Here is a 26509-nt window from a genome sequence, read left to right on the forward strand (position 1 = left end):
CCCTCTTCGTCATAATCACCTTCACTACTTCTTTTTTATTATGAAACACTCTTATTCAGGTGCGACGTTGCGTCGTATGCAGGCCATTGGTGGCAAGGCTGGCCGGTTGTTGCCGGGCGGGCTGATAATGCTCCTGGTTTTGTTTGGCGCCGTGGGGGCGCGGGCCCAACAGCAGCGGCTCGCGCCCGTGCTGTTTCAGGATGATGCCGCTGCCCGAAACGCGGCGGCCCGTTCACCGCTGGCAGCTTCGCTGCGGCAGTCGCGCCCGCTCACCATTGATGCCATGGGCATGCAGGCGGCGCTGGCCACCGCCCCACTCGAAGGCCGGGGTGCTACGCCGCTGGTATTTGCCCTGCCGCTGCCGGATGGCAGCACCGGGCATTTCCGGGTGGTGGAGTCGCCGGTGATGGAGCCGGGGCTGGCCGCGCAGTTTCCCAGCATCAAAACCTACAGCGGGGTGGGCGTGGACGACCCCACGGCCAGCATTCGGCTCGATGTGACGCCACGAGGCTTCCACGCGCAAGTGCTCTCGGCCAGCGGCACGGTGTACATCGACCCCGTGAGCCAGACTGACCAGCAGCACTACCTGAGCTTTTACCACAAGGACATGGCCGTGAGCCAGTGGAACTGCGGCGTGAGTACCCCCAGCGGGGTCAGTGCCGCCCAGCGCGGCGGTAGTGCGGCCCGTACCGTTGGCACAACGCTGCGCACGTTCCGGCTGGCCGTGGCCGCTGATGGCGAGTACACGGCGTTTCACGGAGGTACCGTGGCGTTGGGGCAGGCGGCCATTGTGACGAGTATAAACCGCGTGGTCGGCGTGTATGAAACCGAGCTGGCCGTGCGCATGGTGCTGGTAGCCAACAATGCTTCCATTGTTTACACCAACGCCGCCACCGACCCCTACACGAATACGAGTCCTTCCACGCTGCTGTCGGAAAACCAAACCAACCTCGACGCCGTGATTGGTACGGCCAACTACGACGTTGGGCACGTGTTTACCACTGGCGGCGGCGGCCTGGCGGGACGCGGGGTTGTGTGCTCCAGTACTCGCAAGGCCCAAGGCGAAACGGGCTTACCAGCCCCTGTAGGTGATGCTTATGATATTGATTACGTGGCGCACGAGCTGGGCCACCAGTTCGGTGGGAGCCATACATTTAACAGCAGCATCAGTAACTGCGGCGGGGGCAACCGCAGCGCGAGCACAGCCTACGAGCCGGGCTCGGGCTCCACAATAATGGCCTACGCTGGCATTTGTGGAACCGATGACCTGCAGTCGCACTCGGACCCGTTTTTCCATGTCGTTAGCTTTGAGGAAATCAGTGCCTACCTGGGCACAGTGAGCTGCGGCACAACGACAACCACTGGCAATACGCCACCGGCTATCACGAGCCTGCCCATCAGTGGCAAGGTGATGCCCATCGGCACACCATTCAAGCTAACGGCGGGCGCTACCGATGTCGATGGCAATGCCCTTACCTACAACTGGGAGGAGTATGACCTAGGACCGAGCGTTTCGCTCACTGCTGCGCAGGTGGCCGGGCAGTCACCCCCTATTTTTCGCTCATTTGCGCCTACTACAAGCCCCACACGCTATTTCCCACGCCTAACCGACCTGCTGAATAACACCATTGCTACGGGCGAGCGGCTGCCTACAGTGTCGCGCAACCTGAACTTTCGGGTGACGGTGCGCGACAACCAGAAGGGCGTGAACAGCAGCAGCACCGTGCTCATAAGCACGACCAGCAACGCCGGCCCATTTGTGGTAACTGCGCCAAACGCGGCCGTGAGCTGGGTTGGGCTTTCGACTCAGACCGTGACCTGGGACGTGGCCGGCACCAACACCGCACCCGTTAGCTGCACCAGTGTCAACATTCGCCTATCCACCGACGGCGGCCTGACCTACCCCACGGTGCTGGCCACCAACACGCAGAACGACGGCTCGGAGGCCATTACGGTGCCCAACCTGCCCACTACTACGGCCCGCATCATGGTGGAAGCCGGCGACAATTACTTCTTCGATATCTCAAATACCAACTTCACCATTGCCGCAACGGCGGTGCCGGTTGCTATCACCTCCATCAACCGGGCGGGGGGAAACCCCACCAACTCAGCAACTGTGGCCTTTGCGGTAACGTTTTCGGGCAGCGTGACGGGCCTCTCAGCGGCTAATTTTGCGCTCGCTACCACTGGCAGCGTGAGCGGGGCCAGCATCAGTTTGGTAAGCGGTTCGGGGTCTACTTACACGGTAGCGGTAAACACTGGTACCGGCAGCGGCACGCTGGGCCTAAACCTGGTGAATGCCACTGGCCTGAGCCCCGGCATTTCGACGGCGCTGCCCTTCGTAGGGCAGGTGTACGCCATCGACAAGACCGGCCCCGTGGTGACCAGGGTAACCGTCCCCTCCAACGGGATTTATGTTACCGGGCAGGACCTTGTTTTCACCGTAAACTTCAACAAAGCGGCCATTGTGAACACGGCAGGCGGCGTGCCTTCGCTGGGGCTCACCGTAGGAACGGTCGTTCGCCAGGCCCTGTACGTGGGGGGCTCGGGAACAACGGGGCTGGTTTTCCGCTACTTTGTGGTTCCGGGCGATTCCGACTCCGATGGCATCACCGTTGGCACGCTTGTCCTCAATGGCGGTATCATCCAAGACGCGCTTGGTAACAGCGCGGTTCTGATGCTTAATGCTGTTCCTTCAACCGCCGGCGTATTGGTTGATACCGTAAACCCGTCGGTTGTTATCACCAGTCCCGCCGGTCCGATTACACCAATGAGCCCCATCCCGGTAATGGTGGTTTTTTCGAAACCCGTGATGGGCTTCACTGCCACCGATGTGAGCGTGACCAATGGCACGGTGAGCGCTCTGAGCGGCAGCGGCACCACGTATGCGTTGAGCATTACGCCCGCGGGTCCCGGCACCGTAACGCTCAACATTGCGGCCAACCAGGCACAGGACGCAGCTGGCAATGGCAACACCGCAGCCGTGCCGTTCAGCATCGGCTACATTGTGGCCGTGACAACGGCCCCAGTGCTGACGGCCCCGGCCAATAATAGCCAGACTGCCACGACAACGCCCACTTACAGCGGCACGGCCCCGGTGGGCAGCACCGTGAATGTGTATGTGGATGGAAGCAATATTGGCTTCACCACGGCTACGGGTGGCGTGTTCAACGTGTTACAGCCTTTGGCGCTGGCTCAAGGAGCCCACACCGTGTACGCCACGGCCCAGCTCAGTGGCCAGAGTGTGAGCGCCAACAGCAATACCAACACCTTTACGGTTGACACCATAGCCCCGACCGTTACGCTCAGCAGCACGGCTAGCGCTACTACCAGCACCAGCCCCATTCCGGTCACCGTTCTGTTCTCGGAAGCGGTAGCCGACTTTGAAGCCACTGATGTAACCGTAGCCAATGGCACGGTGAGCGGCTTCACAGGCAGTGGCACTAGCTACGCCTTCAACGTGACGCCCACGGCTCCCGGCATGGTTACAGTGACCATTGCGGCTGGCGTTGCCCACGACGACGCCGGCAATGACAATACCGCCGCCACGCCGCTCATTCGGGTGTACGCACCAGTAGCTGCCAATGTGCGGGTGCTTTATCAGAACGACGAGCCCGGCCAACCCACCAACAATGTCATCCGGCCCAACCTGCAGCTGCTCAACGATGGCACCACGGTCATTCCGTACGCCGAGCTAACGATACGCTACTGGCTGACGGTGGAGAACTTCGCGGCCCTCACCACATCCGTGAACTATGCCGAACTGGGGACCTCGCTGGTGCAGGCGCAGTACGTGCCCCTGGCAGCCCCGCGTCAGGGAGCATTTGGCTACGTAGAATATTCCTTCCTGCCGGGGGCTAGCAACTTGCTGCCGGGTACGGGCTCCGGCCGCATTCTGAGCAGCTTCAACAAGAATAGCTGGACCAACTTCGACGAAACCGATGACTACTCCTACGCTCCTAACAGTACCTACCTGCCCAGCAATCGCATCACCGTTTATCGCAACGGCATCCTCATCAGCGGCCAGGAGCCTGCCAGTGCCCCAGTTGTGAACAGCCTGAAGGTGTATGCTGAAAACCAAAGCGCTTCCGCTACCAGTCCGCTCATCGCCACGCTGGCCCAGATAGGCAACCTGGGCAACCAGCCCGTGCCGTACTCCGACCTAACAGTGCGCTACTGGTATACCCCCGATGGCCCGTCGCCGGTGGTTGGTAGCGTAGATTATGCCGCTTTGGGCAATTCAAATGTGACGCTGGCCACCGGGCAACAGGGCACGCAAACCTACGCGGAGCTGCACTTCGCCGCTGGTGCGGGCGCTCTGGCCCCGTTGAGCAACTCGGGCGACCTGCTGTTCCGTCTGCACATGAACAACTGGTCGGCCTTCAACCAAGCCAACGACTACTCCTACCGTCCGGCGGCTCCGCTGGCTGAGCACCCTCAAATGACCATTTATCGGCAAGGGGTACTTGTGTATGGGACGGAGCCGGCCAGTGCTCAGGCTGCTGCCCGCCCCAGTGTAGCCGATGAAGTGACCTTAACCACCGTACTGGAAAGCTTCCCCAACCCCTTCAGCAACAGTGTAGAGTTGGACTTCTCGCTCTCGCTGGCCGGCAAGTATTCGCTGGCCATATACAATGCTCAAGGCAGCTTGGTCGAAACGCTGGCCACCGGCACTGCCACAGCTGGCGAGCTGCACCACGTAAAATGGCAGGCTGCTAATCGTGCCTCCGGCCTCTATCTGGTGCGCCTCACCACTGCTGCCGGCGTGCATCAGATGAAGCTGGTGAAGCAGTAGAAAAGCTTTATTGCCCAATCAAAAAGGCTCCACGCAGGTTGCGTGGAGCCTTTTTGATTGGGCAATAGTAAAAATTGGACCCCTTAGAGCAATTTCCCATTCAGGGCATCGTAGCACTGATGCTGGTACGCATCCCCAGCGGAAACCCGAACGACATTAACGGCGCACGGATGCAGACGTAAAAGTCTGCGCTACTGCGTGGGGCCTGTACATCGACTTCGGTACTATTCTAGTCCAAAGCTGCGGAGTAAGCCGCATAGCGACAGCAGAGAACTAGGGTATAAATAGATAAAGCCGCGTAGCGGTGACAGAACCAGTCGGTAGTCTGTCACTGCTACGCGGCTTTTTTCGTCTCCGATGAGGAAGTCAAACCGGTCACCCTACAGAGCCACTTCGCAACTGTGAATTACTTAATCCGCTTCAGTGCTACTTCGCGCACCGGCGCAATTACGAGCGGTACCTTCTCAACCTTTACTGATGAAGTATCCAGACCAAAGTATTGGTCCTCAGAAGCAATGAACTGACGAATGTAGAAGTAAGCCTGCATCACCAGCTTCTCGACGGTGGGGAAGTCGTTCTCAACCGAGAGGAACTTTTCCAGCACGACGAAGCGGAAATCACCGGTAACGTGTTGCTTGTTAAGCGACTCGTAACGTGAAGTGATGTCCACTTCCTTATTGCGGACCAAGTCCTCAATCACCTTGCGGAAGTAGAGGTTGATACGCTGCTGCACCCGGAAGCCCAGCCGGAAGTTGATGCGGAACACGTCGTCCTTCGCTACTTCGGTCACTTTATATTCCATGGTGTACGGCTCATCGGTTGTTTCAACGTGGATAAACCAGTAGATATCAGCGCGTTTAGGCCGCTTCTGGAAGATGGAATAGATGATTTTCTGCTCGATTTCCGTATTTCGCTCGGCCGAGGTCAGGAACACCAGATGGGTCGAGTATTTCGGGATGGATTCGTCGTCGCTGAGCTGTTTGAGGGCATCCACATAAGGCTCCAGCCGCACAAATTCGGTGAGGCGGCGCTTGATAAAGTACGACTTCAGCCACACGTACATCACGCCCATTAGCGTTGAGCCAATGGCCAGCGACACCCAGCCGCCGTGCGGGAATTTCACCAGGTTGGCTATCAGGAAGGAGCCTTCGATGATGCCGTATACCAGCGCGAACAGAATAATCAGCGGCAATGCCACCTTCTTCATTTTCAGCCACATGGTGAGCAAAATGGTGGTCATCAACATAGTGAGCGTAATGGCTAGGCCGTAAGCCGCTTCCATGTTTGTCGACTCCCGGAAGTACAGCACCACGCCAATGCAGCCGAGCAGCAGCAGCCGGTTCATGCTGGGCACGAAAAGCTGGCCTTTCACGTCGGTAGGGTAGTTGAGCTTCACTTTCGGCCACATATTCAGGCGGATAGCCTCCGCTACCAGCGTGAATGAGCCTGTGATGAGTGCCTGCGAGGCAATGATGGCCGCAATGGTGGCAATGCCAATGCCGATGAGCAGGAACCAGGATGGCATCAGCTCATAAAACGGATTACGGCCGTCAAGCTTCTGCCCGAGATGGCTCAGCAGCCAAGCACCCTGGCCCAAATAATTGAGCAGCAGCGTGGTTTTTACAAAGGTCCAGCTGATGCGGATGTTGCCTTTGCCACAGTGGCCCAGGTCGGAATACAGAGCCTCGGCTCCGGTAGTGCAGAGGAACACCGAGCCCAGCAGCCAGAAGCCGCCCGGGTAGCGGGCCAGCAAATCGTAGGCGTAGTAGGGGTTGACGGCCTTCAGAATGGATGGGTTCTGCACAATCCAGGAAACGCCCAGCACGCCCAGCATGGTAAACCACAACAGCATGATGGGCCCAAATGCTTTGCCGACAATCTGAGTACCAAAGCTTTGCAGAAGAAACAAGCCGGCGATAATGCCAATGACAATGTAAACGACCATGTCCTGGGTGAGCTGCGGAAACACCGCTTTCAACCCTTCGACCGCCGATGATACCGAAATCGGGGGCGTAATAACCCCATCGGCCAGCAACGACGCACCCCCAATGATGGCCACGGCTGAGAGCCAGGCCCCGCGCCGCCGCACCAGGGCGTAGAGTGAGAAAATCCCGCCTTCCCCGTTGTTATCGGCATTCAACGTCAGTAGCACATACTTGACGGTGGTTTGAAGCGTGAGCGTCCAGATTACGCAGGAAATGCCGCCCAGAATCAGGTGTTCGTCAATCAGGTCCGGTATGCGGCCGCTTTTCAGGATGGACGACATTACGTAGAGTGGCGAGGTGCCGATGTCGCCGTAGATGATGCCCAAGGCAATGAGCAGCCCCGCCCCGGAAATGGCGTTGTGCGAGTGTTTAGAATCCATACGAAAGGGTAAAAACTATACCGCCGATTAAGCTACACAAGGAATTACGGCGCGCGAAGGTAGCAGCCAAGCAACCGGAATGCGCTTACGGCATCGGGCCACGAAAGTAGCTTTAATTGAAAGTCAGCGGGTTATTATTTGTTTGCTCACCCGTTTGTGCAGCCACTTGCGCGGCTTGAGCAGCCAGAGCGGCCTGCCGGGCGGCCTCGTCGGCAGCGGCGAGCATGGCAGCAGCCTCGCGGGCGGCGTGGTCGTGCACACGGTAGATACGGCGGTTCACTTCGGCCATGAGGCGCTGCCAGGGCGGCGTTTCGCCAGGCAGGGCAAAGTTGACCATCTCGCGGCCCAGGCAGTGCAAACGGAGGCGATTGGTGCCGCGGTGCCCATAGGCCAACAACAAGGCCGTGAGAGCCATGCCCAACATGGCCGGGCCGGTATGCAGCCAGTTTTGCAGGAAGGCAATCATCACAAACGCCAGTCCCAGCGCGCCAAGCAGATACCACAGAATCCACTTCACAGGTGTGACATCAACCCGCTCCAGTTCCATCAGCAGAAACTCCCGGCCCAGCACGGTCAGGGTTTTGTCGGTGAGCCGCACGCGGCCGTCGTCGCTGGCAATGGGTGGGAGCGGGGGCAACTCGGGGAACGGCTCAGGGTTGGGAACGGCGTCAGGTTGTGGGACAACGTAGACGCCATCGGCGGATGCCGGGCGCAAAGAAGCCCCGGAAGAAAGTTCCGGGGCCACGTTGGACGGTTCCGCCTGGGGCTGGGCTTCGGGAGTGTTCATGGGCGCAGCAACAGCCGGTTGGGTAAGAGTTGGGCGCGACCAAATGGGCGCGGCCGTGGTTGTTGGGGCGAAAGCCTTAGCCCTCGCCCCAACGGTCCCTCAGTTGTTCACTTTTAGCAGCTCCACGTCGAAAATCAACGCGGTATCGCCCGGAATGTCGCGGCCCGCACCGCGCTTGCCGTAGGCCAGGTCGGAGGGGATGTAGAGACGGTATTTCGAGCCTTCAGCCATCAACTGCAGGGCTTCTGTCCAGCCGGCGATTACGCCATTTACCGGGAAGGTAGCAGGCTGGCCGCGCTGGTAGCTACTGTCGAACACAGTGCCGTTGATGAGGGTGCCGTGGTAGTGCGTGGTTACCGACGAACGCAGGGTAGGCTTGGCGCCGGTGCCCTCCGTGATTACCTCGTATTGCAGCCCGCTGGGCAGGGTGGTAACGCCGGCTTTCTGGGCGTTTTGGGCGAGGAAGGCTTCGCCTTCGGCTTTGTTGTTCATGGTGTCCGTGTCTTGGTTGGTTTCGTCTTCAGCGCCGCCCATCTGCTCCTGGAGCTGTTGCATGGCGGCCTGCATTTGTTCTTGGGTCAGGCGGCTGGGGAGGCCCTGTAGGCCTTCTTTAAGGGCGCCGGCCAGTACGTCCACATCCAGGTCGAGGCCTTGCTGGGCAAAGTTGCGGGCCAGGTCGCGGCCAATGATGTAGCTCACCTGAGCTTGGTGGGAATCGAGGTTCATATAAAAACCAGGGTGCGTAGGGGCTGCAGCAGCGCAGCCGGTGAAAAAATAGCTCAACGGGTTACGCCGTTGCGGGGGCAAAGTTCCAAAAGCCGCGCCGAACCGCCGTGGCCGGTCGGAATGGCCGAATTGTTAAACAAAAAGCCCGGCCAAATGGCCGGGCTCTTTGCGGAAATAGTGGGAACAGTGTGCAAGTTAGCAATAAATCAGTCTAGCAATAGTGCGCGTGGTCGTCGTCACCATCGAAGAAGAACGTCAGGTCCAGGTCAGCCAGTTTGGCAGCCAAGTAGCTCACGCCGCCCAAAAGCAGCAGCGAAGAAACGGAGAAAGCAGTGGTCTTTTTCATATTGTCGGGGAGTTGATTTTAGCGGATAGGTCGAGGGGAATTCTGGCGCAAAGATACGCACGAAAGTGAGAATATGTTAGGCATGCAGCATAAAATACCAAGTGCTGTCACAAATAGAAATAAAGAAGAGATATTTTCTAATATATCGCACCTGGAGTAGTGATACTTTTGCTAAGTCACTCCGTCTAACGGATTAACGGCGTGTGCCTTTCGATACAAAACCTTTCCAAAATCTATGGCAACGGGGTGCGCGCCCTGCGCGACGTTTCACTAACCATTCCCAATGGCATGTTCGGCCTGCTGGGACCCAACGGGGCCGGCAAAAGCTCGCTGATGCGCACCATCGCCACCTTGCAGGAGCCGGATAGTAGCAGCATCACGCTCGGTGATGTCAATGTACTGACGGAAAAAGATGCTGTGCGCCGCGTGCTGGGCCATCTGCCCTAGGAGCTTGGCCTATATCCCAGCATCTCGGCCAAGGTGCTGCTCGATTATTTCGCCGGCCTTAAGGGCATCCGGGACGCGGCCACAACCAAGCCGACTTCGGCCCCGATGGCGACTACGTGCGCTGGTGAATGTAAAGCCCGCAAAAGCCGGCGTCGACCCTTATCAAAAGCTGATTGAACGGTATTATTTCGACAATGTGAAATGTGAAATTTGTTGATGAGAAGAAAGCCGGTTCTAATCCCATGGCATTGAAATAGCTTACTACGCTTCGAAATAGCTTACTACGCTTCGCGGCATGTGGCAGAGGGGCAACTATTCAACCCCAAATCCCTCCACTTCTATCACTGCGCCCGGCGCTAAGTCGCCCAGCCAGATTCCGCCTACCCGCACGCGCATCAAGCGGAGGGTGGGAAAGCCTACGGCGGCGGTCATCTTTCTAATTTGGCGGAACTTGCCTTCGGTGAGGGTGATGGAGACCCAGGAAGTAGGCCCGTGCCGGTCGTCGCGGATTTTGCGGGTGCGCGGTGCGAAAGTGGGGGCAGGGTCGAGGCGGTGGGCGGCGCAGGGCGTGGTCTGGTATTTCACGCCGTGAATGCCGATTTCGACGCCGGCCTGCAGCTGCGCGATGGCGGCATCGGTAATCAGGCCATCGACTTGGCAGTAATATTCCTTCTCAAAGTGGCAGCTGCGCACCAGCTCGCTCATGCGGCCGTCGGTGGTGAGCAGGAGCAGGCCCTCGCTGTCCTCATCAAGCCGGCCAATGGCCATGATACCCGCCGGAAAATCGTGGAATTCGCCCAGTTTTTTCTTCTTGGCTTCGCCCACAAACTGGCTGAGGTAACCGTAGGGCTTATGAATGAGAAAATGCTGATGCGGCATGCAGACAAGGGGTGGGGTAGTGGCACAATGATAGGAGCAGGCACCGGGCTTACCAAGGCATAGGAAGGGATTCATGGCCAGTGCATTCATTACCTGTGGGTTGGGTTTGAGACCGCCTTGCCCCAAAACGGGCAATATGAAGGATACCAGGTAGGAATACGTGGTTTTAAAACCAGGTATTTATACGTGTACAGGGGCAGGATAAAAGCCGGTCATTTGCGGCTGTAATTATGCTTTGAGTCAGCAAAACCAGCTTGTGGCAAGGTAGCCGACGGTTGAGCCTGTTGCTGGCCGCAATGAGGACAAATATATGTTTGCTAAAGTAAGTAAAGTGCTTTACATCAAATAAATAAGTAAAAAATAATTGCCTGCTATGTCAAAGCCGGCGACTTTCCTCGCCGCGTTTCGGACAGCCTTCTACCTTTGAACTGCTTAATCACTCTTTTTCCTCTTTTTCTATGACCAACAATTTCCCTTCAGGCATCATTAGCCAAGATGTTTTCAACGAGTATGCCGCCAACTGGCTAACAGTAGTGGGCAACAATGCAGAACTGAATCAGGGCTTTCAGACGGATAGCGGCAAGCTGCTTTCGGTGAGCTTCACCATGGAGCAAATTCAGCAGTTAGTATCGGTAGTGGGTGCCCACTACATCATGGCGAAGTTCTTGATTACGAGCGATGGGTTAAAATTTACGCTGGCCCTGTATGCGGCCGATGCCGAGCGCAACAGGCTGTCGTCGTACTACGGTGCCGGCAATCTCTCACAGGTGCCCGGATTGCCCGGCGCGGAAGTGCCCGACGTGCTGGCCGAAAAATGGCTGGAGTGCTGGAGCAATGACCAGCCGGTGACGAGCGACATGTTTACGAGCAGCATGCCCGACGCGCCGCTACAAGGCTATGCCTTCGATGTGAATGATTTTCTGGCCCTGTTTTACGACTTACCCAAGATAGACGGCGAAATCCTGCTGGTGCATTTTGGCCTGCACGAATACTATCGCGGTACCGCTGAAGGTGACAAGTTAACCCAAACCTTCGGGCTGGTGCTGCGCGTGAGTGGCCAGCAAGGCTCCAGTGACCCCTTCTACGACATGTCGGCTCCGTGCCCGCCTCTGTGCTAATCCTCTAATCCAAAAAGCTGACATTCACCTATAGGGGTGAAACCGGGCATTCGTTGTAGTGGTCAATACATCTCCTCTTTCTTTTCAGGCAGTATTGATTCAACTGGCACCCGTTCCGGTTGTGTTGGCTTTGGGTATCGGGTTGGTGCGCTACCATCAGTTGCGTCGGGGCTTACGTTTGTTGGTCTGGCTCATCGGCTTCGTGCTGATTCTGGAGGTCATTACGCGTGTGTTGCGGGAACAGCATCGACCCAACTTGTTTTTGATGCCTATTTACACCGTTGGTGAATTCTGCCTATTGGCCTTGGTATACCGCGAAGCATTGCAGTCCGCTTTCTTTTCGCGGCTGATGCCCTGGCTGGTAGGCAGCTTTACCATTTACGCGCTATTCGACAGCCTGCAGACTTCGCTGCCGACTCAGTTTCGGCCGGGCCAGCAAGTAGTGCAAAGCGTTTTGGTGCTCCTTATTGTTGGGGCGTACTTTCGCAAGCTGCTCAATGAGCTCGTGGTGCGTCGCCTGGAGCAAGAACCCATGTTTTGGATTTCGACTGGTCTCTTTATTTATTTTCTGGGGTATGTGCAGATTGCGCTGTTCAGCAACTACCTGCTGCGCTATTCCAAGGAACTGAACCTGACTATCTGGGCCGTTCACGCCCTGCTCTACATGTTGCTCTATAGCTGCTACAGCCTGGCCCTATGGATGCGCCCGCAGAAGTAGCCTTTAGCCAGCTGCTGTTTGGCGGCATTGGGTTTATGCTGCTTTCGGCGGGGGCACTGCTGATTTTTCTGGTTACTTACCAAAAGCGGCTGCTCCGGCAGCAGCTCCAGCAGCGCACCATCGAAGCCACCTACCAGCAGCAGCTGCTCACGGCCGTTATCGAGGCCCAGGAGCGGGAGCGGGAACGCATCGGGCGCGACCTGCACGACGGCATCGGGTCCACCATTGCCATGGCCAAGATGTTGGTGAATCGACTGGACGTCAAAAACTCCACCGAAGAACCCAGCAACGTACTAGCCCTGGTAAAGGAAATAATGAGCACGGCTGTACAGGACGTGCGCAGTGTATCGCACAGTCTATACCCGGCCGTGCTGGCCCGTTTCGGTCTGGCCGAGGCAATTCAGCACCTGGTGGATGTATGCAACGAAACTGCTACCCTCACCATTGAGCTTGACCTAGATTACCCCCGGCCGCTGGCCCTGGCCCAGGAATTGGCCCTTTATCGCATCTGCCAGGAGCTGATGCACAACGCCCTCAAGCACGCCCGTGATGCCACGCTGCTCACGGTCCAGCTCCGCCAGACGGCGGCCTTGCTTACGCTCATTGTGGAAGACAACGGCTGCGGGTTTACCGCTGCCGATTCCGAGGGGCCTTTCATTGAAGGCATTGGCCTGCGCAGTATCCATGTGCGGGTGCAGATGCTGCAAGCCCAGCTGCGCCACGAACCGTCCCTGGGTACCCGCATCGTCATCGAGTTGCCTATTCCTGCATCCGCCTAAGCAGCTGTATAATCACTCTGGCGATGCAAATGAAGTGACCAGGTGTTTGGTGCCGAATATGTTACTTATCATTCCTTTCCCACCCAAGTTTATTTTCCTCTGCCATGTCTGCCATCGATTTTCCGGTCCGGATAGCGCTGCTTGACGACCATCCCATGTTTCGGCAGGGCCTGCGCTACATTCTCAGCGCCCTTCCCTACGTAGCAGAAGTAGTTGAAACCGCTACTCTTTCCGAGCTACTGGTTTGCTGCCGCGAGCGCCAGCCCGATGTGCTGCTCCTCGACCTGCAAATGCCTGGCATGGACGGTCCCGAGGCAGCAAAGCTGCTGCTTGACGAATTTAAGGATTTGAAAATTATTGTGCTGACGATGCTGTCGGCCGATAAGTTCATCACCCAAATGATGCGGCTTGGGGCCCGTAGCTACCTGCCCAAGGATGCCGACCAGGACGAGCTGCGCCAGGCCATTGAAGACGTGCTGATAACCGGCCACCACTTCACCCCCCGTATTTCGCGCGCCCTCATGCGGGGCGTGCAGCAGCCCACCCGCCAGCCTGCCACTACCCGCCTGCCCGACCTGGTGCAGCTTACTCCGCGCGAGGAAGAGGTATTGCGCCTGATTTGTGAAGGCCGCACTGCGGCTGAAATAGCGTCTCGGCTCTTTATCAGCCGGCGGACCGTGGAAGGGCACCGCCAGAACCTCCTGGAAAAAACCAGCGCGCCCAACTCGGCCGGGCTGGTGGTATACGCCGCCCGACACGGGCTACTCGATTCCTAAGAAGTGTCATTATAGATAATGCACTTTTAGTCAATCGATTGTATTTTGTGTAAACCGCTGCTTCATCCACGTAGAAATACCTGGTTTTAAAACCAGGTATTTCTACGCTGAAATAGCCCATCTGGAACCTGCTATTTCGCATCACTGAATGAGGCACTGGTAGACGCTTCTTCGCTCCGCACTTCCTTTCGAAAACACACCTGGCTTCTTCTTCGCCCTGGCCGATTCCGGCTTTTCTCAGGGCTTCCTTTTGGTAAAACTGCTGATTTTATCTCGGCTGTTTTATTGATACGCTCACGATTTTGGGTCATTTGCTCGCATCCCGCATAGCGGCTTGACAGTACTCCCGTGCCGCTTGCTAAAGCCGCCGAAGGACCATGCGTGAGGGTTACGGTGCCGTGTATTTATTCCGGTTTCGGTACACTGCCGACGCCTTTTTCTCCCATTTCCCTCCCCAATACCATGGACCCTTTTCTTGGAGAAATTCGCCTGATGGCAATCAATTTCCCCCCGCGCGGCTGGGCATTCTGCCAAGGCCAGCTGATTCCCATCAGCCAGAATACGGCGCTGTTCTCGCTGCTTGGTACGCAGTATGGTGGCGATGGCCGCACCTCTTTTGCCTTGCCTGACCTGCGCGGCCGGGCCGCGCTCGGGGTGGGGCAGGGCCCTGGCACCAGCAACTATACACAGGGCGAAGTGACTGGTACGGAAGGTGTAACGCTGCTAACAACCCAAATGCCTGCTCACATGCACGCCGTTAAGGGTACGGTAGCTGCCAATTCGGCGCTGGGCACGGTTAGTACCCCCGTCAATGGCTATCTGGCCGCTGCTTCGAGCGCCCAGTACAGTGAGAACCCCGGCGGAGGCCAGCCCATGGCCGCCGACCTGGTGACCGGCCAAACGGCTGCTACCGGTAGCGGCCAGTCGCATGAGAACCGCATGCCGTTCCTGGCGCTCAACTACTGTATTGCCCTGCAAGGCGTGTTCCCTCAGCGGTCCTAAGCAGGTTTCTTTCTTCACGATTCCCAGATATCCATAGCCATGTCAACTCCTACTATTGGTGAAATCCGCATCGTGGGCTTCACATTTGCGCCTCCGGGCTGGGTGCCCTGCGCGGGCCAGCTCCTGCCCATTTCCGAATACGATACCCTTTTCATGCTGCTGGGTACTACCTACGGCGGCGACGGCCAAAACACGTTTGCCGTGCCGGATTTCCGGGGGCGCATCGTACCCGGCACCGGGGCAGGCCCGGGGCTATCGAACTACACCCCTGGCCAGATGGGCGGCGTCGAAAATGTCACCCTGACCCTCAACAACCTGGCTTCGCACGGGCACCCGTTTTCGGGGCAGCTTAATGGCACCACCCAGGGGGCCGGGCAGAACGACCCGGTGGGCGCGTACCCCGCCGCCAGCAGCCAAGGCTTTTACGCCACAGCCCCTACGGAGAACGTTGCGCTGGGTGCTGGTGCCGTGAGCGGCCAGGCCCTGCCAGTAGGCGGCAACCAGCCGCACAACAACATCCAGCCGGTACTGGCGCTGAACTACATCATAGCCACTGAGGGCATTTTCCCATCGCAACCCTAGCACTGGAAACCGCTTTTTCATTCACTTTTTCGCTTCGTATTTATCATGAATGAATCATTTCTCGGCGAGTTGCGGCCCATTGGCTTTGGCTATGCCCCCAAAGGCTGGATGCTTTGCCAAGGCCAGACGCTGCCCATTGCGCAGAACCAGGCGTTGTTCTCCCTGTTAGGCACCACCTACGGCGGCAACGGCCAAACTACCTTCAACCTGCCCGACCTGCGCTCGCGTGTGCCCATCGGCCAGGGCCAACTGCTGGGCCAGAGCAACTACGTGCTTGGCCAGACCGGCGGCGTTGAAAGCCAGACGCTGCTGCCGGCCCAGCTCCCCTCGCATAGCCACGTGGTGCAAGGCACCATGGTGCCCGACACTGCTACCGACAACGGGGCCCCTACCGGCGAATACATCGGTACCGGCACGCTGAACCAGTACAGCAAAGGGCCTAAGAATGCCCCGATGGCCGCCAATGCCGTTACCGGCACCGCTAGCCTTACGGGTAACAGCCAGCCGCATGAAAACCGGCAGCCCTACATCGCCATGAACTACGCCATTTGCCTGCAAGGAATATTTCCTTCCCGCGGCTAAGGCAGACGCGATGAAAGCCCCTGAGGTCCTGTAAAATAACGATTCCCAAGGTCAGAGCTGGCTTTGGGAATCGTTGTTTGCAGTGCTTGTCAGTTGGGCCTCCGCATCAAAAAAGCTATTTCCTGCAGGGTGCGCCTTCCGTTTCGGGATACCAGCCCTGCGCGCTACAAGATAAGAAAGCAGATACGTGTACAAAGTTGATGTCCTACCTAGCCCAGCACCATGCGCTTAGCCGTTATAATCAGCAGTAAAATGGGCTTGCCGCTGCTACAGGACCTAATGGCCCAGAACGCAGTGGCCGGGGTGGCCATGCCCCGGGCCGACCGCCCCGAATCGGAAGAGTTGGCCGCGCAGGTCCAGGACCTGGGCTTGCCCGTGCGCTGGTTGCAGCGCGCCGGACTAGGGGAGGCCCTCGCAGAGTGGGTGGCCGACCTGGCGCCCACGGCGGTGCTGGTGCTCATGTTTCCGTGGCGCATTCCGGCTGCCGTGCTGGGCTTGCCGCCCGAGGGATTTCTGAACATGCACTTTGCCGCGCTGCCGGGCTACCGCGGACCGGAGCCCCTGTTCTGGCAAATCCGCAACGGCGAGGCGGCCGGGGCTGTGACCGTGCATCGCATGGAGCCTGACTTCGATACCGGTCCGGTGCTGCTGGCTATGCCCGTGCCCATTGGGCCGCGCGACACCTACGGCCTGCACTACAGCCAGTTGGCCCTGGCTGCTATCGGCGTGGGCCGGCAACTAGTGGCTGCGTTGCGGAGCGAAGGCCCGCCGCTGGCGGCTGTGAAGCAGTTGCCGACGCGGGCTCGCTACTGGCCACGACCCAGCCTGGCCGACGTGTGCGTGCGCTGGGAAGAGTCGGCGCTCGACCTCGACCGGCTGGTGCGGGCCGTGAATCCCTGGAACCGCGGCGCGCTGGCCCTGCTGCGCGGCCAGCCCCTGCGCCTGCTGAGTGTGACACCGCTGGCCGGGCCCGCCCCGGGGCCGCCCGGCACCGTGCTGCTGGCCTCGGCCACCGACGGGCTGATAGTGGCCTGCGGTGCCGGTGAGGCGCTGCGCCTTGATGCGGTGGCCTTGGACGAAGGGTATTTCACGGGCGGCCAACTGGCCACCCTGGGCCTGCAGGCTGGCGAAATACTGGCTGCTCTGCCCATCGCCCAGCCCGCCGGCGCCTTCAGCTGATGAACTGTTTTGCCTTCTTTTCTAATTCAATAGTCCCACCAAATATGAAAAATAGTCTACTCCTTTTGCTGCTCCTGCTGCTGACCGGCGGCGTCCGGGCGCAAACCGTCCTGCTAACCGAAAGCTTCGAAACCGACGGTGAGGGCACGCGCTACACCTCGAATACATTTGATTTTCGCGCCAATACCAACAACCCGCCCTCGCCGAACAACAACGGCCTGACCCAGTACTTCGTGCGGAATACCGCCAACCCGGTGCTGAACCCTTACCCGGCGGGGGGGGCGTCGTTCGGAGCCAATGCCTCGCCGATTACCATTGGCAACGTCACGGGCTCGGCCTTCTGGATATCGGAGTCGGCGCGGGGCACCGGCGACATCAGCACCATTATCCGGCCCCCGGCGACGCTTACACTAAACCCGGTCAATACGACCGGCTATTCTGGCCTGCAAGTAAAGATTGACCTAGCCCAGGGCACCCGGCCCACAGCACTGCAGATTGAAAACGACGACAAAATCAACATCCAATATTCCACCAACGGTGGCCTCTCCTACACAACAATTGGGAGCTTTGTGGGCGACAACCCGGCGGCAAACGTGGCCGGCAACTGGCGGCAGGATGCCAACCTCAATGGCTCGTCGGTAGACGATGTGGCAACGAACTCGCCTATTCTGAGCCAAACGCTGACCACCTTTGCCTTCGGTATTCCGGTGACGGCCAGTTCTTTGCTGGTACGGGTGGAAGTAGACCAGGTGGGTGCCACCGAGGAGCTGGCCTTCGATAAAATTCAGGTGCTGGGCACGCTGAGCGCCACCGCTGCGCCGGTGATGGCCAATATTGAAACCGCACCATTGCCCTACGCCGAAGGCCAGGCGGCTACTCAGGTAACCAACACCCTTACAGTTTCGGATGCGGACAGCCCTAACCTGACGGGTGCCACTGTGCAATTCACTTCGGGGTTTGTATCCGGCCAGGATGTTCTGGCTTTTACCCCGGCCAATGGCATCAATAGAAGTTACAATGCTACAACTGGCATCCTCACGCTGACGGGCACGGCGTCGGTGGCCACCTACCAGGCGGCGTTGCGTACGGTAACCTACCAAAACACCAACGTGGTAACAGCAACGGGCGGCAACCGGCTGGTGCAGTTCACTACGACCGATGGCGTCAACAACTCCAACGGCGCGACCCGCATTGTGGCAGTGGCAGCGGTGCTGAACGCGGCGGCGGCACTGCCCTACACGGAGGATTTTACAACGGACGGGGAGGGGCTGCGCTACAGCTCCAATCAGTTTGTTTCGTCGGGCAACTCAGCTTTTTTGCGCACCAACCGCAACCCCTACGACGCGGCCGGCAACGCCACCACTTTCACCAACATCAGCAATGCCTACTACTGGTTCGGGGAGAATACCGCCAACGGCAACAACCCCGACCCCCTGCGCATTGGCCGGTTGGTAACGCAGCAGGTGGATGCCAGCAGCTTCAGCAATCTGCACTTTCAGATACGGTTGGGCGCTACGTCGGTGGGCAGCCGCATTCAGACCACAGACTACTTTAAGCTGTATTACCGCACTGGTGGTAGTGCCGGCACCTGGACGCTGTTTGGCTCATTTCGGGGCAATAACTCGGCGGCGGTTGGCAATGGTGTGATGCAGCAGGATACCGACCCCAATAACCCCGGCACCGTGCCCAATGGCACGACACTTACCGAAGCCCTGCAAAATTTTGACTTCACCCTGCCCGCCGCTGCAAATGGCCAGTTGGTGGATTTCCGGTTGGATTTGTCGATTGACGACGACCCCGCCGACTTCGCGTTCGACCTGTTGCAGGTGACCGGTACTGTCAGCCCGCCAGTCGTGACGGCTCCGGCCAATGGCAGCCTGATTAATACCCGCACGCCGGCTTACAGCGGCACGGCCCCGGCCGGCAGCACCGTCACCGTCTTTGTCGATGGCACCAGCATTGGCACGACCACGGCCACGGGCGGTACGTTTAACCTGACGCAGCCCACGAACCTGACCGATGGTAGCCACACGGTGCGCGCCACGGCTACACTGAATGGTACAACTAGTGCCAGCTCAAACACGAACACCTTCACGGTAGACGCCACCAGCCCGAGCGTGGCCATTAGCAGCACGGCGGGCACTTCGGGCAGTACCACCAGCACATCGCCTATTCCGTTCACGGTGAGCTTCTCGGAGAATGTAACTGGCTTCGTGGCCGGTGATGTCACCATCACGAACGGCACACTAAGCGGCTTCACGGCGGTAAACGGCACGACTTACACGTTTAATGTAACGCCCGCCGGCAATGGCCTGGTGACGGTGAATGTGCCGGCCAACGTGGGCCAGGACGCGGCCGGCAACGGCAACACGGCAGCTACCCAGTTCAACATCACCTACAGCCAGCCGGTGACGGCCGCTCCTGTGGTCATTTCGCCGGCCAACGGCAGCCTGCTGACCACCAACACCCCGAGCTACACGGGCACGGCGCCAGCTGGCAGCATCGTGACCGTCTTTGTCGATGGCGCCAGCATTGGCACGACCACGGCCACGGGCGGTACGTTTAGCCTGACACAACCCACGAACCTGAGCCAGGGCAGCCATACGGTGCGGGCCACGGCCCAGACCAGCGGCTCGGCCGTGAGCCCCAACTCAAACACCAACACCTTCACCGTCGATACGGTGAGCCCAACAACCGCCATCAGCAGCACGGCCGGGGCTTCGGGCAGCACGACCAACACGTCGCCGATTCCCTTCACCGTGACTTTTTCGGAGAGCGTAACGGGTTTTGTGGCCGGCGACGTAATCATCACAAACGGCACCCTGAGTGGTTTCACATCGGTAAATGGTACGACTTACACGTTCACTGTAACGCCCGCCGGAAACGGCCTGGTCACGGTAAATGTGCCGGCGAACGTGGGCCAGGATGCGGCCGGCAACGGCAACACGGCAGCTACCCAGTTCAACATCACCTACAGCCAGCCGGTGACGGCGGCACCGGTTGTGACAGCCCCGGCCAATGGAAGCCTGATTAGTACCCGCACGCCGGCTTACAGCGGCACGGCCCCGGCCGGCAGCACCGTCACCGTCTTTGTCGATGGCGCCAGCATTGGCACGACCACGGCCACGGGCGGTACGTTTAGCCTGACGCAACCCACGAACCTGACCGATGGCAGCCACACCGTGCGCGCCACGGCCCAAGCCAGTGGCAGCGCGGTGAGCCCCAACTCTAACACGAATACGTTCACGGTAGACGCTACTAGTCCAAGCGTGGTTATCAGCAGTACGGCTGGGGCCTCGGGTAGCACCACCGGCACGTCGCCCATTCCATTCACCGTGACCTTTTCGGAGAACGTGACGGGTTTTGTTGCCGGCGATGTAACCATCACAAATGGCACGCTAGCTGCGTTCACATCGGTAAACGGCACGACCTACACATTCGCTGTAACGCCCGCCGGCAATGGCGCGGTGACGGTGAATGTGCCGGCCAACGTGGGCCAGGACGCGGCCGGCAACGGCAACACGGCAGCTACCCAGTTCAACATCACCTACAGCCAGCCGGTAACGGCCGCTCCTGTGGTCATTTCGCCGGCCAACGGCAGCCTGCTGACCACCAGCACGCCGGTCTACACAGGCACGGCCCCGGCCGGCAGCACCGTGACGGTCTACATCGACGGCACGGCCATCGGCACGACCACGGCCACGGGCGTTGGCGGCTTCAGCATCGCGCAGCCCACGAACCTGAGCCAGGGCAGCCATACGGTGCGGGCCACGGCCCAGACCAGCGGCTCGGCCGTGAGCCCCAACTCAAACACCAACACCTTCACCGTCGATACGGTGAGCCCAACAACCGCCATCAGCAGTACGGCAACGAACCCGACCAGCACCTCCCCAATTCCAGTGACGGTGACTTTCTCAGAGAGCGTAACGGGTTTTGTAGCCGGCGATGTGGCCATTACCAACGGCACCCTGAGCGGTTTCACCGCTGTCAACAGCACGACTTACACGTTCAACGTAACGCCGACTGCTAGCGGTACGGTGACCATAAACGTGGCCGCCAACGTGAGCCAGGATGCGGCCGGCAACGGCAATACCGCCGCCAGCCAGTTCAGCATTCAGTATAACCTGCCCGGCACCGCAGCTCCAATTGTAACGCTTCCGGCCAACGGGAGTCTGATTAACACCCGCACGCCGGCTTACAGCGGCACGGCCCCGGCCGGCAGCACTGTGACGGTGTATGTGGATGGCACCAGCATCGGGACTACGACCGCAACCGGCGGCACCTTCAGCCTGACGCAGCCTACGAACCTGGCCGATGGCAGCCACACCGTTTTTGCCACGGCCCAGAGCAGCGGCAGCACGGTAAGTGCGAACTCCAACACGAATACATTCGTGGTGGACGCCACCAGCCCGAGCGTGGTTATCAGCAGCACCGCTGGGGCTTCAGGCAGCACGACCAACACTGCTCCGATTCCCTTTACGGTGACTTTCTCGGAGAGTGTGACAGGGTTTGTGGCCGGCGACGTGACCATCACCAATGGCACGCTGAGCGGGTTCACGGCGGTAAACGGCACAACCTACACCTTCAGCGTAACGCCCACCGCAGTTGGCACAGTCACGGTGAATGTGGCCGCCAACGTGAGCCAGGATGCGGCCGGCAACGGCAATACAGCTGCCGCACAATTCAACATTATTTACGCGCTGCCCGTTACCGCCACGACCTGGACTGGGCTGGTTTCGAACGACTGGTTCACGATGGGTAACTGGACGGCCGGCGTGCCCACCAGCACGCTCGATGCTGTGATTGCCGTGTCCGGCAATGGCAACTACCCCCGCATCGGTGCAGGCACGGCCACGGTGCGCAGCCTCACGCTGGATGCGGGTACTACCCTCACGCAGACGGGCGGTACGCTGGCATCCAGCGGCAACCTGACGAACAACGGCACCTTCGCCGCCACCGGCGGCACAGTGTCCCTGACGGGCAGCAGCACCCAAAGCGTAGGTGGCAGCAGCCGCACCAGCTTCTGGAACCTCACCGTGGGCGCCGCGGCGGCTACGCTAAGCGGGGCGGTTGATGTGCAGCGCCTGCTCACCCTCAACGGCAACCTGGTTACCAATGGCCAGCCGTTCACCCTGCTCTCGAACGCCACGGCCACCGCTATGGTGGTGAACAACAGCGGTGTGGTAACTGGCACCGCCACCGTGCAGCGCTACATCGACCCCAACCTGAATCCCGGTCTGGGCTACCGTCACTACAGCTCGCCAGTAGCCAGCACCACCGTGGCCGACTTGGCTACCAGCACCTTCATGCCGGTGGTGAACCTCGCCTACAACACCGTGGGCAATACTGTGAGACCGTTCCCAACAGTGTATGGCTACGATGAATCCCGCCTCAATAGCACCAATGCCACCACGCAGAACTTCGACTACGGCTACTTCTCGCCCGGCAGCCTGACCGACCCACTGGTGCGCGGCCGGGGCTACACCGTGAACATTGACGCGGCCAGCAAGGTCGATTTGGTGGGCTCGCTCAACTCGGGTACCGTTCCGGTGGGCGCCCTCAGCCGGGGCTCCGAGGCCAATGCCGGCTGGCACCTGCTGGGCAACCCATATCCGGCTCCGCTCGACTGGAATTCGGCGCGCACTGGCCTGCCTACCGGTGTAATTGATGCAGTGTACGTCTTCAAATCCAGCAGCCAGTACACCGGTACCTACCAGTTCTATCAGAACGGTTTCGGCACGTTGCCGGGTGGGCTGATTGGCTCCATGCAGGGCTTCTTTGTGCGGGTCAGCCAGCCGGTGGCTGCCTTCAACTTTCTGAACGCCTGGCGCTCCACCATCTACCAGAACCCTACTTTCAACCGCTCCACGGCCGATACCCGGCCCGCCGTGCAGCTGGAGCTGGTCGATGCCCAAGGTACCCGCGATGCGGCCTTTGTGTACTTCGAGCAAGGTGCTACCGCCGGCCTTGATGACCACTACGACGCAGCCAAGCTGCCCAACACCACCGGTCTGAACCTGGCTTCGGTAGCTGCCGGCAACAGCCTGGCCGTGAATGGCCTGCCCTTGATTGGTACGGCTCCCGTGACGGTGCCGCTCTTTATTGGGCTGCCGGCTACGGGCACCTACACGCTGCACGCAGCGCAGCTGCAAAACTTCGCCACCGGTGCCCAGCCTTGGCTGCGCGACCTGCAGCTCAACACCCTTACCGACCTGAGCCTGACCCCCGACTATACCTTCACCATGAACGCCGTCAACACCGCGCCGCGCTTCGAGCTGGTTTTTGGTCCGGCACAGGTCCTGAGCACTTCGGCTGCGCTGGCCGCCCAGGTAGCAGTGTTCCCGAACCCGGCCCGCTCGGCCGTGGCCGTGGAGCTGCCCGGCAACCTGAGTCGTCAGCCCGTAACGGCGGCGTTGGTTGATGCCTTGGGCCGGGTAGTGTCGCAGCAGGTGCTGCCCGCTGGGCTGAGCACACACAAGCTTTCGCTCACCAACGTGGCCACCGGCGTGTACACGCTACGCCTGAGCACTTCGGCCGGCGTCATTGTGAAAAAGCTGATTGTGGAATAAGCTTTTGTTTCTACCATTTCTACCATGTTGAAAAGCCCCGGCTTGCGGATGCAGGCCGGGGCTTTTTGCGTTGAATTGTTTAGGGACGCTTGCGCGGTTATCGCGCAAGCTTAGGATAACAAGCGGCGCGCGGGCAAGATGCCTTGGCTACGCTCGGTATGGCGTATCTACCACTCTTCCAGTCCGATACTCACTGCGGCATCTCCTCCACTTCCACGCGGCGGTTGCGGACGTCGGGCGAGGGGTAGAGCGGGCGCGTATCGCCGTAGCCAATGGTGCTGATGCGCTCGGCGGCCACCCCGGCTTTCACCAAGTAGGTTTTCACGGCTTCGGCTCGTTGCTCCGATAGCGCGAGGTTCTTCTCCGGTTCGCCTACCCGGTCGGCGTGGCCCGATACGCGGAGCTTCAGGGCGGGCCGGCTTTTTATTTCGGCGGCCAACTGGTCGAGGGCCGGGCTCGATTCGGGCAGCAGCTCCGGTTTGCCTACCTTGAATAGAACCGTGGGCAGTACCACCGGCTTGGCCGAAATGATGGGCGCCGGGGCGGGGATGGGCCGGGCAGTATCAGGTGGCGCGGCAGCTACCGGTGGTGTGGGCGGCGTTTGGGGCGGCTTGCCCGTTACCTGAATGGTAATGGGTACCACCGGACTTTGCTCAGTAGGATAGTAACCTTGCTTGAGGTAGAAGGTAGTCGTTTTGCTGAGCTTGGTACGGTAGTTATTGCCGGCCGTGAGGGGCTGTTTCAACTCAGCATCGGCGTACCAAAGCACGTTGCGGCCCGATACGCGGATGCTGCTTTCGACCCCGGCCGGCACGGTAGCCGCCGATTTCAGCTTGATGCGGTAGAAGGTGTAGGTACCCACGCTGCAGTCGCCTTTCGGGCGGTAGGTGGCGTGGCCGGTCAGCTTTTCCTGAGCAGGGTCGTAGGTAAAGGTGATGCTGCCATCGCACCAGTAGGTGCCGGGGCGGCGGCCCGTTTCGTTCAGCTTTTCGCCGTGCTCCAATTGCAGGCCGGCCGCCGTGCGCTTGCCATTCATCTGGAAGGTGGCCGAGATGCCTGGATTGCCGCCCACTTCCTCGTAAAGCACCCCAAACAGGTCCGTGCCCTTGCTCTTCTGCAAGCGCAGCACCGCCGGCCAGTAGTCATCAGACTGGCCCGTTTCGGTTTCCACGCCCTGCCATACGCCCGTCAGGGATTGGGCTTGCGCGGGCCCTGCCAGCAGCAGCGCCCCCAGACCACACCAAAAGCTGTGTTTCATTCCGCCAAAAGGTAAGTAGAACATCAGGAATTGAATGGATTCAACTACGGACGGCGGAAATACAAAAAGGCTGCCGGAATGATTTCCGACAGCCTTTTTTATGGGTTGGGGCAAGTCCGAAAGACTTAGCGGAGCGGGGCTTTGAGCTTCACGAAGTAAATCCGGTTGAGGTCGACTTTGCCCGTAGCAGGCAGGGTTTTGGTCGCGAAACCATTCAGACCATTGTCGACCACACCGAAGTCGTCATCGTTGGAAATAGCCAGCATGTCATTGCCAATGAGCGTCATGCCCTCGGCCTTGTCATGCGGGTAAACTGGCGAAATGTCAGTCAGCAGGTCCAGTACCAGCGTTTTGGTGACGGGCACCACACCGGCCGTGGTCAGGCCCGTGCGGTCTTTCAGCTGTTCCACCGTCTGGCTGCCGTAGAGCTTGCCAGCGGCCGCATTGGTCGGGTCCGAAATATCGGTGGCACCGGCCAGGTCGAACTTATACACCCGCTTGAAAGCAGCCGGCGCGGCCGGGTTGCCGCCGTAGAGGCCATCGCGCTCCAGCGCCAGGAAGGTCGTATTGGTGATGGCCGTTATTTCGCTGCATCCGGTCAGGCTGGCGTTTTCCATCAAATAGGCATACTGCTTGGTAGCGCCGGTGGCAATGTCGAACGTGACCACGCGCAGTACCAGCGAGCCCGAGATGGCCGACGACGAGGGGTTGTACATCGGCGACTGCATCAGCCCGACCAGTGTTTTGCCATCGGGGGTGATGGTCAGGCCTTCCATGCCGCGGTTGGGACGGCGGCGGGCCAGTACGAGCGGTAGGGTGCGCGTGCCCGTGCCAAATGGGTTGATGCGCTCAAGGGTCCGGCCAGTAGCGTCGAAGTGCGCGATGTGCGGGCCGTACTCGTCGCTAATCCAGAACGAGCCGTCCGGGGCCAGCACGAGGCCTTCCGAGTCGATGCCGTCGGCGCTAGGCGCGAGGGCCTGACCGCTGAGGTCGAGAGCAGTTTCGCCGGTGTTGCCCTGGCCAATGGGATTGGGTAGGCCGGTGAGCGGCTGGCCGGCGGCGTTTTTCAGCAGGATGGTTTGCTCCAGCGTCAGCTGCCCGTCCTTCATCCGGAACTTGCCAATCTGGGGGGTGAAGTCAGCTTTGCCGAAAATGATGGAATTGGCCACCGAGCCGGCCGCGTTGGGCCCGCGGTCGGTGAGCAGGTAAAATACGGCCGGGTCGTTCGGGTCCTGGGCCAGCGCCGAGCCAAAGCCGCCGTTATAAAGTACGGTCCCGTTGGAAGCCGTTGCAAGTACGCGCGGGTTGCTCGCCTCCGCATATGCCGGATAGGTGATGGCCGTGGTGCCCGTTTCTTCGTCTTTCTTGCAACCGCTGAGCAGCGTGCTGCCAACGAGTATTCCGCCAAAAAGGCAAGCCAACGGGTAAAATTTAAGTGGCATAATGCGGGTAAGGGAAATGAATTATCCCGCAAAAGTCTCGTGGTGGTATTTCCTCAGTATTGCCTCTGCGCTATGTTTTGAGTTGGTGTTAAATGACAAAGTGCACTTGGAACGTCATGCCGAGCGCTTCTAAACATGACGTTCCACGTGCGCTTTGCC

Annotated in this window: 17 protein-coding genes and 1 pseudogene; 11 read left to right on the forward strand and 7 right to left on the reverse strand. The window is 59.4% G+C overall.

All coding sequences use genetic code 11. The annotated features are described in order from the left end of the window. The first annotated feature begins 40 nt into the window (after positions 1-40). Positions 41-4795, forward strand: coding sequence for a reprolysin-like metallopeptidase (locus tag J4E00_RS18135; protein ID WP_208176674.1), 4755 nt, complete (start codon positions 41-43; stop codon positions 4793-4795). A 406-nt stretch (positions 4796-5201) separates the two neighbouring features. On the opposite strand, the gene J4E00_RS18140 is transcribed toward J4E00_RS18135, so the two are convergent. The 4 genes from J4E00_RS18140 to J4E00_RS29870 all read right to left on the reverse strand — a co-directional run bounded on the left by J4E00_RS18140 (position 5202) and on the right by J4E00_RS29870 (position 9019). After that, complete coding sequence (locus tag J4E00_RS18140) at positions 5202-7160, reverse strand: KUP/HAK/KT family potassium transporter (RefSeq protein WP_208176675.1); 1959 nt, start codon at positions 7158-7160, stop codon at positions 5202-5204. Between the two features lie 112 nt (positions 7161-7272). Further along, entirely contained in the window at positions 7273-7947 is a 675-nt protein-coding gene (locus J4E00_RS18145; protein WP_208176676.1) for a hypothetical protein, read from the reverse strand. 99 nt (positions 7948-8046) lie between these two features. Next, positions 8047-8673: an FKBP-type peptidyl-prolyl cis-trans isomerase gene (locus tag J4E00_RS18150; RefSeq protein ID WP_208176677.1), complete on the reverse strand. Its 627-nt coding sequence runs from the start codon at positions 8671-8673 to the stop codon at positions 8047-8049. Positions 8674-8884: 211 nt separating this feature from the next. Then, positions 8885-9019: a hypothetical protein gene (locus tag J4E00_RS29870; RefSeq protein ID WP_262898437.1), complete on the reverse strand. Its 135-nt coding sequence runs from the start codon at positions 9017-9019 to the stop codon at positions 8885-8887. Positions 9020-9220: 201 nt separating this feature from the next. Here J4E00_RS29870 and J4E00_RS18155 point away from each other — a divergent pair. Then, positions 9221-9556, forward strand: a pseudogene (locus J4E00_RS18155) (ATP-binding cassette domain-containing protein); the annotation flags it as partial. Between the two features lie 222 nt (positions 9557-9778). Here the strand turns inward: J4E00_RS18155 and J4E00_RS18160 are convergent. Continuing rightward, a complete protein-coding gene (locus J4E00_RS18160) occupies positions 9779-10345 on the reverse strand; it encodes a pseudouridine synthase (protein ID WP_208176678.1) in 567 nt (188 codons plus the stop codon). A 458-nt stretch (positions 10346-10803) separates the two neighbouring features. Between J4E00_RS18160 and J4E00_RS18165 the strand changes: the two genes are divergently transcribed. The 9 genes from J4E00_RS18165 (at position 10804) to J4E00_RS18205 (ending at position 23650) form a co-directional block, all read left to right on the forward strand. Next, positions 10804-11463, forward strand: a complete 660-nt coding sequence (locus J4E00_RS18165) for a hypothetical protein (RefSeq protein ID WP_208176679.1) — start codon at positions 10804-10806, stop codon at positions 11461-11463. A gap of 94 nt (positions 11464-11557) precedes the next feature. Next, complete coding sequence (locus J4E00_RS18170; protein ID WP_208176680.1) at positions 11558-12181, forward strand: hypothetical protein; 624 nt, start codon at positions 11558-11560, stop codon at positions 12179-12181. Then, a complete protein-coding gene (locus J4E00_RS18175; RefSeq protein WP_208176681.1) occupies positions 12160-12960 on the forward strand; it encodes a sensor histidine kinase in 801 nt (266 codons plus the stop codon). The genes J4E00_RS18170 and J4E00_RS18175 overlap by 22 nt, the downstream gene beginning before the upstream one ends. Before the next feature lie 104 nt (positions 12961-13064). Then, positions 13065-13736: a response regulator transcription factor gene (locus J4E00_RS18180; protein WP_208176682.1), complete on the forward strand. Its 672-nt coding sequence runs from the start codon at positions 13065-13067 to the stop codon at positions 13734-13736. 462 nt (positions 13737-14198) lie between these two features. Then, positions 14199-14738 (forward strand): phage tail protein, encoded by a 540-nt coding sequence (locus J4E00_RS18185; protein WP_208176683.1) that lies wholly within the window; start codon positions 14199-14201, stop codon positions 14736-14738. A gap of 39 nt (positions 14739-14777) precedes the next feature. Then, positions 14778-15320, forward strand: a complete 543-nt coding sequence (locus J4E00_RS18190) for a phage tail protein (protein ID WP_208176684.1) — start codon at positions 14778-14780, stop codon at positions 15318-15320. A 45-nt stretch (positions 15321-15365) separates the two neighbouring features. After that, on the forward strand, positions 15366-15902 hold the full coding sequence (locus tag J4E00_RS18195; protein WP_208176685.1) for a phage tail protein: 537 nt from the start codon (positions 15366-15368) through the stop codon (positions 15900-15902). Between the two features lie 222 nt (positions 15903-16124). Beyond that, the gene (locus J4E00_RS18200; protein WP_208176686.1) at positions 16125-17081 is read left to right on the forward strand and encodes a methionyl-tRNA formyltransferase; all 957 of its coding nucleotides are present in this window, start codon (positions 16125-16127) and stop codon (positions 17079-17081) included. A 44-nt stretch (positions 17082-17125) separates the two neighbouring features. Then, complete coding sequence (locus J4E00_RS18205; protein WP_208176687.1) at positions 17126-23650, forward strand: Ig-like domain-containing protein; 6525 nt, start codon at positions 17126-17128, stop codon at positions 23648-23650. Positions 23651-23840: 190 nt separating this feature from the next. Here J4E00_RS18205 and J4E00_RS18210 read toward each other — a convergent pair whose 3' ends face one another. Together J4E00_RS18210 and J4E00_RS18215 are read right to left on the reverse strand one after the other, a co-directional pair. Beyond that, entirely contained in the window at positions 23841-24908 is a 1068-nt protein-coding gene (locus tag J4E00_RS18210) for an OmpA family protein (RefSeq protein ID WP_208176688.1), read from the reverse strand. Positions 24909-25033: 125 nt separating this feature from the next. Further along, positions 25034-26350, reverse strand: coding sequence for an esterase-like activity of phytase family protein (locus tag J4E00_RS18215; protein ID WP_208176689.1), 1317 nt, complete (start codon positions 26348-26350; stop codon positions 25034-25036). Between the last annotated feature and the right edge of the window lie 159 nt (positions 26351-26509).

The sequence above is a fragment of the Hymenobacter negativus genome, from assembly GCF_017571495.1.
GTDB lineage: Bacteria > Bacteroidota > Bacteroidia > Cytophagales > Hymenobacteraceae > Hymenobacter > Hymenobacter negativus.